Here is a 14,838-nt window from a genome sequence, read left to right on the forward strand (position 1 = left end):
GCGCCGACGTGGACCCGAGCAGCTGAGGGACGTACCAGGCAGTGAACGAGATCGACATGGGCACCGACCTGGAGAAAGTGCTCCTCTCCAAGGCAGAGATCGACGCCAAACTGGTGGAGCTGGCCGCGGAGATCGACCGGGACTACGCGGGCAAGGACCTGCTGATCGTGGGCGTCCTCAAGGGCGCCGTCATGGTGATGGCGGACCTGGCCCGCGCCCTGTCCAGCGAGGTCACCATGGACTGGATGGCGGTGTCCTCCTACGGGGCCGGCACCAAGTCCTCCGGTGTGGTCCGCATCCTCAAGGACCTGGACACCGACATCGCGGGCCGGGACGTGCTGATCGTCGAGGACATCATCGACTCGGGGCTTACCCTCTCCTGGCTGATCAGCAACCTCGGCTCGCGCGGCCCGGCCTCCCTGGAGGTCTGCACGCTGCTGCGCAAGCCCGAGGCGGCCAAGGTCGAGCTCGACGTGAAGTACACCGGCTTCGACATTCCCAACGAGTTCGTCGTGGGCTACGGCCTGGACTATGCCGAGAAGTACCGGAATCTTCCCTTCGTCGGCACCCTTGCCCCGCACGTCTACGGTGGCTGAGCCGCCGGGCGGGCGGTTCGGGGAACCGATGCCGTTTTCCCGGCGTTGGAGCAGGGGAAAGCGGGTTGGTTAACAGTCGGCGGCGCCCTCGGGTGACAATGCTGGGGTACCGTCCGAAGGTCGGGTCAATACAACACCGGATGCACGCGCCGCCAACAGGCGTCCGTGCCTCACTGTGGCAGGAGGGACGGGGCGGTTTCGCCCCGCATGGATGGACGTGAAGCGCTATTTCCGTGGGCCAGTGATGTGGATCGTGCTGGCTGTCCTCGCCGTGGTCGTGTTGATGCAGGTCGTCGGGTCCGGCGGCGGCTACAAGACGGTGGACACCGGCGCGGTCTTGCATGCGATCGACACCAACCAGGCCAAATCAGCCGAGCTGACCACCGGGGACGACAACTCCATCAAGGTCCAGCTCAAAAACGGCATCAAGATCGAGGGCAGCTCCAAGGTCCGGGCGAGCTACATCGGCGACCAGGGCGCCGCGATCGCCGCGGACCTGCAGAAGATCGTGGACGGCAAGGTGGCGGGGGTCCAGCTCCCGGACAAGTACACCGTCTCGCAGTCCAAGCAGAACGCCTTCCTCGGCATCCTGCTGTCGCTGCTGCCCTTCGTGCTGATCGTGGTGGTCTTCCTCTTCCTGATGAACCAGATGCAGGGCGGCGGTTCGCGCGTCATGCAGTTCGGGAAGTCCAAGGCCAAACTGATCACCAAGGACACCCCCAAGACGACGTTCTCCGACGTCGCGGGCTGCGACGAGGCGGTGGAGGAGCTCCAGGAGATCAAGGAGTTCCTGCAGGAGCCCGCCAAGTTCCAGGCCGTCGGCGCCAAGATTCCCAAGGGCGTGCTGCTCTACGGCCGCCCCGGCACCGGCAAGACCCTGCTGGCACGGGCCGTCGCCGGTGAGGCGGGCGTGCCGTTCTACTCGATCTCCGGTTCCGACTTCGTCGAGATGTTCGTCGGTGTCGGTGCCAGCCGGGTCCGTGACCTGTTCGAACAGGCCAAGGCCAATGCCCCGGCGATCGTCTTCGTCGACGAGATCGACGCCGTCGGCCGGCACCGCGGTGCGGGCCTCGGCGGTGGCCACGACGAGCGTGAGCAGACTCTCAACCAGCTGCTGGTCGAGATGGACGGCTTCGACGTGAAGGGCGGCGTGATTCTGATCGCCGCCACCAACCGGCCCGACATCCTCGACCCGGCGCTGCTGCGCCCGGGCCGGTTCGACCGGCAGATCGCGGTCGACCCGCCGGACCTGCAGGGCCGGCTGGAGATCCTCACGGTCCACCAGAAGGGCAAGCCGATCGCGCCGGACGTCGACCTGATGGCCGTCGCCCGCCGCACCCCCGGCTTCACCGGCGCGGACCTGAGCAATGTGCTGAATGAAGCGGCGCTGCTCACCGCCCGCGGCGACAAGAAGCTCATCGACAACTACGTCCTGGACGAGGCCATCGACCGGGTCGTGGCCGGGCCGCAGAAGCGCACCCGCATCATGTCGGACAAGGAGAAGAAGATCACCGCGTACCACGAGGGCGGACACGCCCTGGTCGCGGCGGCCTCACCGAACTCCGACCCGGTGCACAAGGTGACGATCCTGTCCCGCGGCCGCGCCCTGGGCTACACGATGGTGCTGCCCGACGAGGACAAGTACTCGACCACGCGCAACGAGATGCTCGACCAGCTCGCCTACATGATGGGCGGCCGGGCGGCGGAGGAACTGGTCTTCCACGACCCGACCACCGGCGCGTCCAACGACATCGAGAAGGCCACCACCACGGCCCGCGCGATGGTCACCCAGTACGGCATGACCGAGCGGCTGGGCGCGATCAAGTTCGGCTCCAGCGACTCCGAGCCCTTCCTCGGCCGTGAGATGGGTCACCAGCGCGACTACTCGGAAGAGGTCGCCGGGCTGGTGGACGAGGAGGTCAAGAAGCTGATCGAGACGGCGCACAACGAGGCCTGGGAGATCCTGGTCGAGAACCGCGACGTCCTGGACAACCTCGTGCTGGCCCTGCTGGAGCGGGAGACGCTGAACAAGGAGGAGATCGCCGAGATCTTCGCCCAGATCGTCAAGCGTCCGCCGCGTCCGGCCTGGACCGGGTCCGCCCGGCGTACGCCGTCCACCCGGCCCCCGGTGCTCTCGCCGAAGGAGCTGGCGCTGACCAACGGCAGCCAGCCGCCCGCCAACGGCAACGGCCCGGCGGCGATCTCCACGGCCAAGCCGGCCGTGGAACCCGTCGAGCTGCCCGAGGACGGCAGGTCCGACAGCTGAGAAGCCGCAGGTCCGGGAGTATCCCGGAATGAAGGCCGCGGCCCCGGGGTTTTATCCTTGGGGCCGCGGCCCTTTTCGTCGTCGCGGCACCCGGCCGACCGCATGAGCAGCAGGAACGAGGCACCATGACGGACCCCGTGACACTCGACGGCGCCAGCCGGATCTGCGAGTACGACGAGAAGCGGGTCGCCGCCGCCGTCCGCGAGCTGCTGCTCGCCGTCGGTGAGGACCCCGACCGGGAGGGCCTGCGGGAGACCCCGGACCGGGTGGCCCGCGCCTACCGGGAGATCTTCTCCGGCCTGTGGCAGGAACCGGAGGATGTGCTGACCACCACCTTCGACCTCGGCCACGACGAGATGGTGCTGGTCAAGGACATCGAGGTGATGTCCTCGTGCGAGCACCACCTGGTGCCCTTCGTCGGCGTCGCGCACGTCGGCTACATCCCCTCGGCCAGCGGCAAGATCACCGGCCTGTCGAAGCTGGCCCGACTGGTCGACGTCTACGCCCGGCGCCCGCAGGTGCAGGAACGCCTCACCACGCAGATCGCCGACGCCCTGATGCGGATACTCGAACCGCGCGGGGTGATCGTGGTCGTGGAGTGCGAGCACATGTGCATGACGATGCGGGGCGTGCGCAAGCCGGGTGCCAAGACGATCACGTCCGCGGTGCGGGGGCAGCTGCGTGACCCGGCCACCCGCTCCGAGGCGATGAGCCTGATCATCGGTCGCGGCTGAGCGCCTGACCGCGCCGGGCTGAGCCGTGCGGCCGGGCTGAGCCGTGCGGCAAGGCTGCGCCTTTCAGGGCGTCAGGTGGGCGCTGAGCCACTCCAGGGCGGGAGGGATCTCCCGCGACCAGGTGGTGAAATTGTGGCCGCCGACCGGCAGGATGATCGAGGAGACCTTGGTCGGGCCGCCCGCCAGCGAGATGAAGCGCAGGGTGTCGCGGTAGTTGTGCTCGCCCTGCCGGCTGCTGGTCACCAGCAGGTTCACCGCGGGGTGCGGAAGGTGGCCGAGCCGCCACATCAGGTCGTTCTCGCGGCGGCGGGCCGCACTGCCGCCGTAGAGGTCGCCGGTGGTGGCGTCCTTGGGGGCGCCGTAGTCCGCCGACAGGCCCACCGCGGTGGAGTAGGCGCCAGGGTTGCGCAGCGCGAGCTTGAGGGCGCAGTAGCCGCCCGTGGAGTCGCCGATGATGCCCCAGCTCGCCGCGTCCGCGCCGACCCGGTAGCGGGCCTCCAGCGCCTTCGGCAGATCGGTGCTGAAGAAGGTCTCGGTCTGCGGTCCGCCGGGCACGTCCGTGCACTCGGTGTCGCGCGGCGGCGCGACGGTGGGCCGCATCATGACCAGGATCATCGGCCGGGCGGCCTTGTGCTGCACCTGTCCGGCGGCTATCGCCGGGTACTTGAGCTTCTTGTAGAGGGCCTCGGCGGTCCCCGGGTAGCCGGTGAGCACCACCGCCACCGGGAAGCGGCTCCGCGCGTCCTTGAAGTATTCGGGCGGCAGGTAGACGTACGCCGTCGTACTGATGCCCGAGGGGCCGCCGCCCACGGCGACCTTCTGGATCTGGCCCCCTATCCGCGGCACCGTGCCGCCGGCCACGTTGACGTGGAGGGTGCCGAGCACCTGGAGGGCGCCCTCGGTCGGTGAGCCGGCCGCGTGGTCCACCACGACACCCGGCGTGGTGTTGCGGCCGAACAGGTCGGCCCACGAGGCGTAGAAGCCGAAGGAGGAGTTCGCCGTCAGCGCCAGCGCGGCGATCAGCGCCAGCTGGGTCCCCAGCAGCACGCCGATCCTGGCCAGCACCGCCAGCGGACCGCGCTTGGCCAGTCGCGGCCACAGCCACACTGTGAGGACGAACAGCGCCAGTGCGAGCAGCGCGGCGGCGAGCAGCACCTTGTTACTCGTGAGACCCATGTCGGCAGGTGTACTTTCTGCGTCGGCGTCCAGTTGCGCCGCTCCGGACGGAACCCGGACGGCAGAGTTCGCGTCCTAGAGGGCGCAAATTATTCGTACTGGAGCAGATTGCGGGATAATCCCGTGATTCCCGGTGATGCTGTGGTTTGGTGACCCATGTCTGTACTGGTAGAGGGCGAAATCCCGGACCGGGTTCCGTCGGCGGTGGACGATGTCCGCTGACCGGCAGCCGGCCTTGCGCCGGCACCGCTGGCCTGTGCGGTCCGCGGCCGTACCCAAGATCATTGGAACGGCGACGGCCGTGATCGGCCTGCTCGACGTCGTGTCGGCGATCTTCCCGGCCTTCCGCAACGGCCGGATGCACCATATGGCCGCGGTCTTCCCCGGCACGGTCAGCTCGCTGGCCGCCGCGACGTCCGTGGTCACCGGCATCCTGCTGCTGATGCTGGCGCACGCGCTCAAACGCGGTAAACAGCGGGCCTGGTGGGCCGCCGTCCTCCTGCTGCCGGTCGGCGCCGCCACCCAGCTGATCTACCGTCACTCCTTCTTCGGAGTCGGCGTCTCCCTCGCCCTGATGGCCGTACTGCTGGTGCACCGGCAGGAGTTCACCGCGCTGTCCGACCCGCGCACCCGCTGGCGCGCGCTGCTGAACTTCGTCGGGCTGAGCGCGGTCGCCTTCTCCCTCGGCCTGGTCATCACCAGCGCCCACCCGTCCTCCGAGCGCGGCAGCCCGGGCCTGCTGGACCGCTGCGAGCACGTGCTGTTCGGCCTGTTCGGCTTCGAGGGGCCGGTCACGTACACCAGCGACCGGGTCAACGACCTGGTCGGCTACTCGCTGGGCGGCCTCGGCCTGCTCATCGCGATCTCCACCGTCTACCTCGCGCTGCGCCCCGGCCGCCCGGTCGCGGAGCTGAGCGAGGCCGACGAGGACCGGCTGCGCGCCCTGCTGACCCGGCACGGCGCCCGCGACTCGCTCGGCCACTTCGCGCTGCGCCGCGACAAGTCCGTGGTCTTCTCGGCCAGCGGCAAGGCCGCGGTCTGCTACCGGGTGGTCTCGGGCGTGGCACTGGCCGGCGGCGACCCGATCGGCGATGTCGAGGCCTGGCCCGGCGCCATCGAGCGGTTCATGGAGCTGGCCCGCGCGCACGCCTGGCTGCCGGCCGTCGTCGGGTGCAGCGAGACCGGCGGCGAGGTGTGGACCCGGGAGACCGGCCTGGACGCGCTGGAACTGGGCGACGAGGCCATCGTCAATGCCGCGGACTTCACCCTCGAAGGTCGCGCCATGCGCAATGTGCGGCAGATGGTCAAGCGGATCGAACGGTCCGGCTATGTATGCCGGGTGCGCCGGGTGCGGGAGCTGACCGAGGGCGAGAAGCAGAAGGTACGGCTGGCCGCCGACGCCTGGCGCGGCACCGACACCGAGCGCGGCTTCTCGATGGCGCTCGGCCGCTTCGGCGAGGACCTGGACGGCGACTGCGTCGTCGTCACCGCCCACAAGGACCGTGAACCAGGCGCCCCGCACCCCGAGCTGGGCGACCTGCGGGCCGTGCTGCACTTCGTGCCCTGGGGTCCTGACGGCATGTCGCTGGAGCTGATGCGGCGCGACCGCAGCGCCGACCCCGGCCTGAACGAGCTGCTGATCGTCGCCGCGCTCCAGCAGGCCCCGGCGCTGGGCGTGGTCAGGGTGTCGCTGAACTTCGCGATGTTCCGCTCCGCCCTGGCCCGCGGCGAGCGGATCGGCGCGGGACCGGTGCTGCGCGGCTGGCGCGGCCTGCTGGTCTTCCTGTCCCGCTGGTTCCAGATCGAGTCGCTGTACAAATTCAACGCGAAATTCCAGCCGGACTGGGTGCCGCGCTTCCTGGTCTTCCCCAACTCCCGGGACCTGCCGCGGATCGGCTTCGCGATCATGCAGGCCGAGGGTTTCGTCACCCTGTCGCTGCCGCTGCCCGCCGCTGTCCAGCGCTTCCTGCCAGGCCGCGCCGACCGCCCGCCGCACCGGCACCGCACGGGCTACGCCGCCCCGCCCGGCGGGACCGCGGGGATGTCAGGGGACTCGGGCAAGCGGAGTGCGGTCGCCTGACCCCTACCGCCTACGCTGGGCGCATGACTACCCAGCAGGGTCCCGCCGGACCCGTCGGACTGCCGGAGTGGGACCGCTGCGCGGTCATGGGCGTGGTGAATGTCACGCCCGACTCGTTCTCCGACGGCGGGCGGTGGTTCGACCCGGACGTCGCCGTCAAGCACGGCCTCGACCTGGTCGTCCAGGGCGCCGACATCGTCGACGTCGGCGGTGAGTCGACCCGGCCGGGTGCCGCCCGGGTCGACGAGGCCGAGGAACTGCGCCGGGTGCTCCCCGTGGTCCGCGAACTGGCCGCGGCCGGCGTGCTGGTCAGCGTCGACACGATGCGGGCCGCCGTCGCCGAGCAGGCCGTCGCAGCGGGCGCCAGGCTGGTCAACGACGTCAGCGGCGGCCAGGCCGACCCGGCGATGATCCCGGTGGTGGCCGCGGCCCAGGTGCCCTTCGTGGTCATGCACTGGCGCGGCCAGAGCATCGACATGAACAACCGCGCCGTCTACGGCGACGTCCTCGCCGAGGTCGTCGCCGAGCTGCGCACCGGACTCGACCGGGCGGTGGCGGGCGGCGTCGACCCGGCCCGTATCGTTCTCGACCCGGGGCTGGGCTTCGCCAAGGAGGCCGGCCACGACCTCACCCTGCTCGCCCACCTCGGCGCCCTGCGCGCGCTCGGCCGCCCGCTGCTGGTGGCCGCGTCGCGCAAACGCTTCCTCGGCCGCGTCCTGGCCGGCGCCGCCGGCGATCCGCCGCCGGCCAGGGAAAGGGACGCGGCCACCGCCGCGGTCACCGCCCTCGCCGCCCGCGAGGGCGCCTGGGCGGTGCGGGTGCACGAGGTGCACGCGAGCGCCGACGCCGTACGGGTGGCGCGGGCCATCGAGACAGCCGCGGGTCGGACCGTGGCAGGGGAGGGCGCATGACGCCGAGGACGGCAGAAGCACGCGCGGTCGAGCGGGCCAACCAGGCCTTCTACGACGCCGTGGAGAATTCCGACCTCGACGCGCTGGAGTCGGTGGTGCTCGACGGACCGCTCGCCGAGTCCGTCGCCGTCGTCCACCCCGGCTGGCCGGTGCTGCGCGGGCGCCGCGAGGTGATGCGGTCCTTCGCGCTGATCATGGCCAACACCGACTACATCCAGTTCTTCCTCACCGACGTCGAGGTCGGCGTGGACGGCGACGCGGCCGTCGTGACCTGCACCGAGAACATCCTCACCGGCGGCCCCGCGGAGGACGACGGCTCGGCCGGCTCGCTGGTCGGCGGCCTGGTGGTGGCCACCAACGTCTTCCGCCGCACCGCCGACGGCTGGCGGCTGTGGGTGCACCACGGCTCGCCGGTGCTGGCGGAGGACGACGACGAGACAGAAGAAGCAGAACACGAGGAGTGACGGTGGACCGAGTCGCGCTGCACGGCCTGAAGGTGCGCGGAAACCACGGCGTCTTCCAGCACGAGCGGGAGAACGGCCAGATCTTCGTGATCGACCTGGTGATGGGCCTGGACACCTCCCCGGCGGCGGCCGGTGACGACCTCGACAGGACCGTGCACTACGGTGTGGTCGCCGAGGAGGTCGCGGCCGTCGTCGCAGGCGAGCCCGTCGACCTCATCGAGACCCTTGCCCAGCGCATCGCCGACACCTGCCTGGGGCACGAGGCGGTGCAGGAGGTCGAGGTGACCGTGCACAAGCCCGACGCGCCCATCACCGTGCCCTTCGACGACGTGACCGTGACCATCACCCGGAGGCGCCCGTGACCGCCGAATGGCCGGAGCAGTCCGCAGACCCCACCGTCCAGCCCGTGCCCGCGTCGGTCGTCGCCGCCGTCGACGCGGCGGACAGCACGCTGCAGAACCCGCAGACCGCCGTGATCTCGCTGGGCGGCAACCTCGGCAACCGGCTGGAGACCCTGCAAGGCGCCGTGGACGCGCTGGAGGACACCCCCGGCGTCCGGGTCAAGGCCGTCTCCCCGGTGTACGAGACCGAGCCGTGGGGCGTCGAGCCCGGCACCCAGCCCGGCTACTTCAACGCCGTCGTCCTCCTGCGCACCACCCTGCCCCCCGCCTCGCTGCTGGAGCGCGCCCACGCCATCGAGGAGGCCTACCTTCGGGTACGGGCCGAGCGCTGGGGTCCGCGCACCATCGACGTCGACATCGTCGCCTACCAGGGCGTCGTCTCCGACGACCCCGCGCTCACCCTGCCCCACCCCCGGGCCCACGAGCGGGGCTTCGTCCTCGTACCGTGGTACGACATCGACCCGGCCGCGGTCGTGCCCGGCCGGGGTCCGGTCGCCGAACTGCTCGCGGCCACCGGCCGGCAGGGTGTCGAGCGCCGTGACGACGTGGAACTCCGGCTGCCCGAGTAATCGTTGCGACCGGTAGACAACAACGACGTGGAGGCGGGCACTCGGTGAGGACACTGCGGATCAGGATGCTGGCGGGGCTCTTCGCGATCGCGGTGGTGATCGCCTGGTCCGCGGCCCGCCTGTGGGACACGGTCGGCACGCTCCCGGGCGTCCCCGTGGCCGCGCCCATCGTCCTCGCCCTGATCGCCGTCGCCCTCTTCGCCACGGCGCTCTCGCTGCGCTCCCGGCTGCGCGCCCAGCGCGAGCGGCGCCCCGGCGCCAAGGGCGTCGACCCGCTGGCCGCCGCCCGGGCGGTGGTCTTCGGCCAGGCCAGCGCGCTGGTCGCCTCGCTCGTCGCGGGAATGTACGGCGGGGCGTGCATCTACCTCATCATGTACAAGCTCGACATGGATCCCCGCCGGCACCAGGCCGTCTACGCCGGCCTGGCGTTCCTCGCCGGGATCGCCGTGGTGGCGGCGGCCATATTCCTTGAGCGCGTCTGCAAACTCCCCGACGACGAGGACGCCCCTCCGGGCGCCCACGCGCACCACCGCTGAACGGTTGCTCGGGGTGCCCACGCAGGGCCGCGGGGAACTGCGCGCCCAGCCACGGCGGCGGGAAAGTAGCGGGGCCACGGCAAGCGGCCCCAGGGGCGCGGGGAACTGCGCGCGCAACCACGGCCGTGGGAGAGAAGCGGGGCCACGGCAAGCGGCACCCCCAAGGGGCGCAGCCCCCACGCAGCGGCGGGCAGCGGGCCCACCGCAGGTGGCAGGCCCCTGGCCGCGGGCACCGCGAGTGGCGGGTGAGTTGACCCGCGGGGCATCCCCATGGTTGGGTCGGAGTGTGAACGTGTTCGCACTCCGCCTGCACCGGAGGGTCCACCTGGACCTCCTCCGGTACGCGGGCTGCGTGTGTACGGCCGCGCGCTGACCCGCGCCTCCTGTCCACCGTTCATCCCGCCGCGTGATGTTGCCGCGGCACCTGACTCCAGGGTGGTAACCCTTGTCTACCGCGCACGCGTCCTCGCAGACCACCACGCCGCGCACCGCGCCGACCGCCGCGGAACTGCTGGACTTCGCCAAGCGCACCGCCGCGGACGCGACGCTCGTCCGCGATCTCCCGCTCGACCCCGAGGGCCGCACCTGGGTGCGGCTGGAAGGCCCCGGCGGCGCCGAGGCGTGGCTGATCGGGTGGCCGCCCGGCGCCGAGACCGGCTGGCACGACCACGGCGGCTCGTACGGCGTGTTCGTGACCGCCGCCGGTGAGCTGACCGAGGAGTCGCTGTCCGTGCCGCTGCCCTCGGAGGGCTGGCGTTCGCTGGAGCTGGCCGACGGCCTGGACCGCAGCCGGGTGCTGCCGGAGGGCGAGGGCCGGGCGTTCGGGCGGCACCACGTGCACCAGGTGGAGAACCGTTCGCAGACCACGCACGCCGTGTCGGTGCACGCGTACTACCCGCCGCTGCCGCTGATCCGCCGCTACAGCCGCAAGGGCAGCACCTTCCGGCTCGAACTGGTCGAACGCCCCGAGGAATGGTGATGGCGCGGTCCATAGACGAGCAGCTCGCCGCGCTCCGGGCCACGTACCGCCGCCTCGGCCCCGCTGAGGCGGCCGGCGCGGCCCAGGAGGGTGCGCTGCTGGTCGACATCCGCTACGCGGCCCTGCGGGACCGCGACGGAACGATCCCGGGCGCGGCCATAGTCGAGCGCAATGAGCTGGAGTGGCGGCTCGACCCGGCCGGCACGCACCGCCTGCCGCAGGTGGCGTCGTACGACCTGCCGGTCGTGGTGATCTGCAACGAGGGCTACGCCTCCACCCTTGCCGCGGCTTCCCTGCACAGCCTTGGCCTGCCCCATGCCACGGATCTGGTCGGCGGCTTCCAGGCCTGGCGGGCGGCGGGCCTGCCGGTGGTGGCGCCGGACGGCACACCGACCCGCCCGACGCCGTCCATCGCGGCGGACGGCGCCGGCGGGTGAGCGCGGCCGGTTCAGCCGACGGACTCGACGGCGTCCCCGTCCCGCACCGAGCGCCGCAGCGCCTCGTGCAGCCGGGCCGGGGTGAGCACTCCGAGGAAGCGGTCGCCGTCGATGACGGCGACCCAGCCCGCGTCGTGCTGCAGCATCACGCTGAACGCCTGCTTCAAGCTGGCCTCCGCCGGCACCGACGCCTGCGAGCGGCGGGCGTGCTCGCGTACCGTGCCCTTCCCTTCGGAGGTGAGCGCGTCCGCCCGGACCCAGCCGTGCAGGGCGCCGTCCGCGTCGAGGACGACGCCCCAGCGCGCCTCCTGCTCGCGCAGCCGCGCGCCGGCCGCGGCGGCGTCCTCGTCGAGGCGGACCGTGGGCGCCGGTTCGAGGTCCTCGGGCCTGATCGCGGTCACCGACAGCCGCTTGAGCCCGCGGTCGGCGCCGACGAATTCGGCGACATAAGGCGTCGCCGGCGCGCCGAGCACGGTCGCGGGGGAGTCGTACTGCTCGATGCGGCCCTCGCCGTAGACGGCCATCCGGTCGCCGAGGCGTACGGCCTCCTCGATGTCGTGCGTGACGAAGAGCACGGTCTTGCGGACCTGGGCCTGGAGGTTGAGGAATTCGGTCTGCAACCGCTCCCGTACGACCGGGTCGACCGCGCCGAAGGGCTCGTCCATCAGCAGGACGGGCGGGTCGGCGGCCAGCGCCCGCGCCACTCCGACCCGCTGCCGCTGACCGCCGGAGAGCTGGTCGGGGTAGCGGGAGCCGAAGGTCGCCGGGTCCAGGCCGACCAGGTCGAGCAGTTCCGCGGCCCGCGACCTGGCGGCGGCCTTCTTCCAGCCGAGCAGCGCGGGCACGGCCGCGGTGTTGTCCAGCACGGACTTGTGCGGGAAGAGCCCGCCCTGCTGGATGACGTAGCCGATACGGCGGCGCAGCTTCACCGGCTCCATGGCCGCTATGTCCTCGCCGTCGAGCAGGATGCGCCCGCTGGTGGGCTCGATGAGCCGGTTGACCATCTTCATGGTGGTGGTCTTGCCGCAGCCGGACGGACCGACCAGCGTGACGAGCTCGCCCGCGCCGACCTCGAAGGACAGCCCGTCCACGGCGATGGTGCCGTCGGCGTAGCGCTTGCTGACGTTCTCGAATCTGATCATGCGTCCTCAACTCGGGGCCGGTCAGCGTAACTCTGCTCGCGTGACATGTCAGAAGTGTTGCAGGAATGTGGCGAGATGGCTGGAATGTCGTCACGCGGCGCTAAGCTCACCGCCATGGCTTCCGAGAACTGCCTGGTCGCGAACGACTGGGTGTGCGGGAAATATCTCCGCAACTACCGGCACGAACTCACCGACGCGACGCTCCAGCACCTCTGGATCACCGCCGTCTCGGTGGCGATCGGCCTGCTCGTGGCCTTCCCGCTGGCGCTGATCGCACGCCGCTGGCGGCTCGCCACAGGCCCGGTGCTCGCGATCACCACGATCCTCTACACGGTGCCGTCGCTGGCGATGTTCTCGCTGCTGCTGCCGGTGTTCGGCATCTCACCCTCGCTGGTCGTCACCGGCCTGGTGCTGTACTCGCTGACGATCCTGGTCCGCAACATCCTCGCGGGCCTCGAATCGGTCCCCGCCGACGTCACCGAGGCCGCCCGCGCCATGGGGTACGGGCCGCTGCGGCTGCTGTTCGGCGTCGAGCTGCCGCTCGCGCTGCCCGCGCTGATGGCCGGACTGCGGATCGCCACGGTCTCCACCGTAGCGCTCACCACGGTCGGCGCGATCATCGACTACGGCGGCCTGGGCAATCTGCTCAAATCCGGCATCGACAGCAACTTCCGGGCGCAGGTGCTCGCCGCGTCCGTGCTCTGCGTCGTCATCGCCCTGCTGGCCGACGCGCTGCTGCTCGGCGTGCAGTGGCTGCTGACGCCGTGGCGGCACAAGGGCCGCGGCAAGCAGCGCAGGACCCGAAGAATGACCGACGCGGAAAAGGTGGCCACCCCGTGAGCGCCATCGGCGGAGCCTGGGACTGGCTCACCACCGGTACCAACTGGTCGGGTCAGGACGGCGTCGTCCACCGCCTGTCGGAACACCTCTACTTCAGCGGGGTCTCGCTGGGCTTCGCCCTGGTGACGGCCCTCCCGCTGGCCCTCGTCCTCGGCCACTACGGCCGTGGCGGCACCCTGGCCATCAACATCTCCAACATCGGCCGGGCGATCCCCACCTTCGCCGTGCTCACCATCCTGCTGCTGCTCATCGGCTCCGACAGCGACTGGCCGGTGATCATCGCCCTGGTGCTGTTCTCGGTGCCGCCGCTGATCACCAACGCCTACGTCGGGATGCGCGAGGTCGACCCCGATGTGGTGGAGGCCGCCCGCGGCATGGGGATGACCGGCCCGCAGGTGCTGTTCAGGATCGAACTGCCGCTGGCCTTCCCGCTGATCTGGACCGGTGTCAGAAGCGCCGCCGTCCAGGTGATCGCCACCGCCACGCTGGCCGCGCTGGCCGGATTCGGCGGCCTGGGACGGATCATCACCGCGGGCTTCAACCGGCAGATCACCGCCCAGGTGGTCGCGGGCGCGGTGCTGGTCGCCGCCCTCGCGCTGCTGGTCGAAGGCGTCCTGCTGGCCCTCCAGCGGATTCTCGACCCCATGCGCCGCCGGCGCACCCCCGTGACCCCCGCAAGCCCCCCCACCTCATCCATCTCCTCACTGTCTGGAGCGACACACTCATGAACGGACGTCTACGCGTCGCCGGTACGGCCCTGGCCGCCGCCCTGCTGCTGACGGGCGTGGCCGGCTGCGGTGGCGACAGCCTGGAGAAGAAGAACGACTCGGACTCCTCGTCCGCCCCGGCCGGCGGCTCCGCCGCGGCGGGGGGGAACAAGGACCTGGTGATCGGCTCGGCCGGCTTCACCGAGAGCGCCGTCCTCGCCGAGCTGTACGCCAAGGTGCTGGCCAATGCCGGTTATCACACCTCGGTGAAGACCCTGGAGAACCGCGAGCTGTATGAACCGGCGCTGGAGAAGGGCCAGATCGACGTCGTGCCGGAATACGCCGCGACGCTCGCGGAGTTCCTGAACACCAAGGCCAATGGCGCCAAGGCCGCGCCGGTCGCCTCCAGCGATGTCACCGCCACGGTGGCCGCGCTGACCAAGCTCGCCGAACCGCGCGGCCTCAAGGTGCTGCCGGTCGGCCAGGCCGTCGACCAGAATGCTTTTGCGGTCACCAAGGACTTCGCAGATCAGCACCACCTCAAGACCCTTTCCGATCTTGGTGCGGCCCATCTCAAGATCAAATTGGCGGCCGGCGACGAATGCCCCGACCGGGTCTTCTGCTCGCCCGGGTTGAAGAAGACCTACGGCATCGACGTCGCCTCGATCGACCCCAAGGGTGTCGGCACCACCCAGTCGAAGCAGGCCGTCAAGGACGGCACCGACCAGCTGGTGCTGACCACCACCACCGACGCCACCCTCGACCAGTTCGGCCTGGTGCTGCTGACCGACGACAAGCACTTGCAGAACGCCGACAACCTCCTGCCCGTGGTCAATGCCAAGGACGCCGGCGCCCCGGACGTCGCCGCCGCCCTGGACAAGCTCACCCAGGTCCTCACCACCGCCGACCTCACCGAGCTGAACAGGAAGGTCGACGCGGAACGCCAGAAGCCCGCCGATGTCGCGGCCGACTACCTCAAGTCCAAGGGCCTGTGAGCGAT

General features: G+C 70.9%; 16 protein-coding genes. 14 read left to right on the forward strand and 2 right to left on the reverse strand.

All coding sequences use genetic code 11. The annotated features are described in order from the left end of the window. Nucleotides 1-41 precede the first annotated feature (41 nt). The 3 genes from hpt to folE all read left to right on the forward strand — a co-directional run bounded on the left by hpt (nt 42) and on the right by folE (nt 3,596). Entirely contained in the window at nt 42-596 is a 555-nt protein-coding gene (gene hpt, locus OHA86_RS23010; RefSeq protein WP_329178097.1) for a hypoxanthine phosphoribosyltransferase, read from the forward strand. A gap of 211 nt (nt 597-807) precedes the next feature. Continuing rightward, nucleotides 808-2,862, forward strand: a complete 2,055-nt coding sequence (ftsH, locus tag OHA86_RS23015; protein ID WP_329178099.1) for an ATP-dependent zinc metalloprotease FtsH — start codon at nt 808-810, stop codon at nt 2,860-2,862. Nucleotides 2,863-2,987: 125 nt separating this feature from the next. After that, complete coding sequence (gene folE, locus OHA86_RS23020) at nt 2,988-3,596, forward strand: GTP cyclohydrolase I FolE (protein ID WP_329178100.1); 609 nt, start codon at nt 2,988-2,990, stop codon at nt 3,594-3,596. A 63-nt stretch (nt 3,597-3,659) separates the two neighbouring features. On the opposite strand, the gene OHA86_RS23025 is transcribed toward folE, so the two are convergent. Then, nucleotides 3,660-4,772 carry an alpha/beta hydrolase gene (locus OHA86_RS23025; protein ID WP_329178102.1) on the reverse strand — a complete coding sequence of 371 codons (1,113 nt, stop codon included), beginning with the start codon at nt 4,770-4,772 and terminating at the stop codon, nt 3,660-3,662. Between the two features lie 211 nt (nt 4,773-4,983). Between OHA86_RS23025 and OHA86_RS23030 the strand changes: the two genes are divergently transcribed. From OHA86_RS23030 to OHA86_RS23065, 8 genes are all read left to right on the forward strand, one after another. After that, entirely contained in the window at nt 4,984-6,852 is a 1,869-nt protein-coding gene (locus OHA86_RS23030; protein ID WP_329178104.1) for a phosphatidylglycerol lysyltransferase domain-containing protein, read from the forward strand. A gap of 23 nt (nt 6,853-6,875) precedes the next feature. Then, entirely contained in the window at nt 6,876-7,763 is an 888-nt protein-coding gene (folP, locus tag OHA86_RS23035; RefSeq protein WP_329178106.1) for a dihydropteroate synthase, read from the forward strand. Continuing rightward, complete coding sequence (locus OHA86_RS23040; protein WP_329178108.1) at nt 7,760-8,227, forward strand: nuclear transport factor 2 family protein; 468 nt, start codon at nt 7,760-7,762, stop codon at nt 8,225-8,227. The genes folP and OHA86_RS23040 overlap by 4 nt, the downstream gene beginning before the upstream one ends. A 2-nt stretch (nt 8,228-8,229) precedes the next feature. Continuing rightward, nucleotides 8,230-8,589 (forward strand): dihydroneopterin aldolase, encoded by a 360-nt coding sequence (folB, locus tag OHA86_RS23045; protein WP_329178109.1) that lies wholly within the window; start codon nt 8,230-8,232, stop codon nt 8,587-8,589. Next, nucleotides 8,586-9,197, forward strand: coding sequence for a 2-amino-4-hydroxy-6-hydroxymethyldihydropteridine diphosphokinase (folK, locus tag OHA86_RS23050; protein ID WP_329178111.1), 612 nt, complete (start codon nt 8,586-8,588; stop codon nt 9,195-9,197). Before folB ends, folK begins: the two co-directional genes overlap by 4 nt. A gap of 44 nt (nt 9,198-9,241) precedes the next feature. Continuing rightward, on the forward strand, nt 9,242-9,733 hold the full coding sequence (locus tag OHA86_RS23055; protein ID WP_329178112.1) for a DUF3180 domain-containing protein: 492 nt from the start codon (nt 9,242-9,244) through the stop codon (nt 9,731-9,733). Nucleotides 9,734-10,178: 445 nt separating this feature from the next. After that, nucleotides 10,179-10,712, forward strand: a complete 534-nt coding sequence (locus OHA86_RS23060) for a cysteine dioxygenase (RefSeq protein WP_329178113.1) — start codon at nt 10,179-10,181, stop codon at nt 10,710-10,712. Beyond that, a complete protein-coding gene (locus tag OHA86_RS23065) occupies nt 10,712-11,149 on the forward strand; it encodes a rhodanese-like domain-containing protein (protein WP_329178115.1) in 438 nt (145 codons plus the stop codon). The genes OHA86_RS23060 and OHA86_RS23065 overlap by 1 nt, the downstream gene beginning before the upstream one ends. 11 nt (nt 11,150-11,160) lie before the next feature. Here OHA86_RS23065 and OHA86_RS23070 read toward each other — a convergent pair whose 3' ends face one another. Next, nucleotides 11,161-12,291, reverse strand: coding sequence for an ABC transporter ATP-binding protein (locus tag OHA86_RS23070; RefSeq protein WP_329178116.1), 1,131 nt, complete (start codon nt 12,289-12,291; stop codon nt 11,161-11,163). Nucleotides 12,292-12,405: 114 nt separating this feature from the next. On the opposite strand from OHA86_RS23070, the gene OHA86_RS23075 reads away from it, so the two are divergent. From OHA86_RS23075 to OHA86_RS23085, 3 genes are read left to right on the forward strand one after another with little or no spacing between them, the layout of a single operon-like run. Then, nucleotides 12,406-13,131, forward strand: a complete 726-nt coding sequence (locus OHA86_RS23075) for an ABC transporter permease (RefSeq protein ID WP_329178118.1) — start codon at nt 12,406-12,408, stop codon at nt 13,129-13,131. Beyond that, nucleotides 13,128-13,859, forward strand: a complete 732-nt coding sequence (locus OHA86_RS23080; RefSeq protein ID WP_329178120.1) for an ABC transporter permease — start codon at nt 13,128-13,130, stop codon at nt 13,857-13,859. Before OHA86_RS23075 ends, OHA86_RS23080 begins: the two co-directional genes overlap by 4 nt. Next, the gene (locus OHA86_RS23085; RefSeq protein ID WP_329178123.1) at nt 13,856-14,833 is read left to right on the forward strand and encodes an ABC transporter substrate-binding protein; all 978 of its coding nucleotides are present in this window, start codon (nt 13,856-13,858) and stop codon (nt 14,831-14,833) included. The genes OHA86_RS23080 and OHA86_RS23085 overlap by 4 nt, the downstream gene beginning before the upstream one ends. Nucleotides 14,834-14,838: the final 5 nt, after the last annotated feature.

Source organism: Streptomyces sp. NBC_01477 (assembly GCF_036227245.1).
In the GTDB taxonomy this organism is placed as follows: Bacteria; Actinomycetota; Actinomycetes; order Streptomycetales; family Streptomycetaceae; genus Actinacidiphila.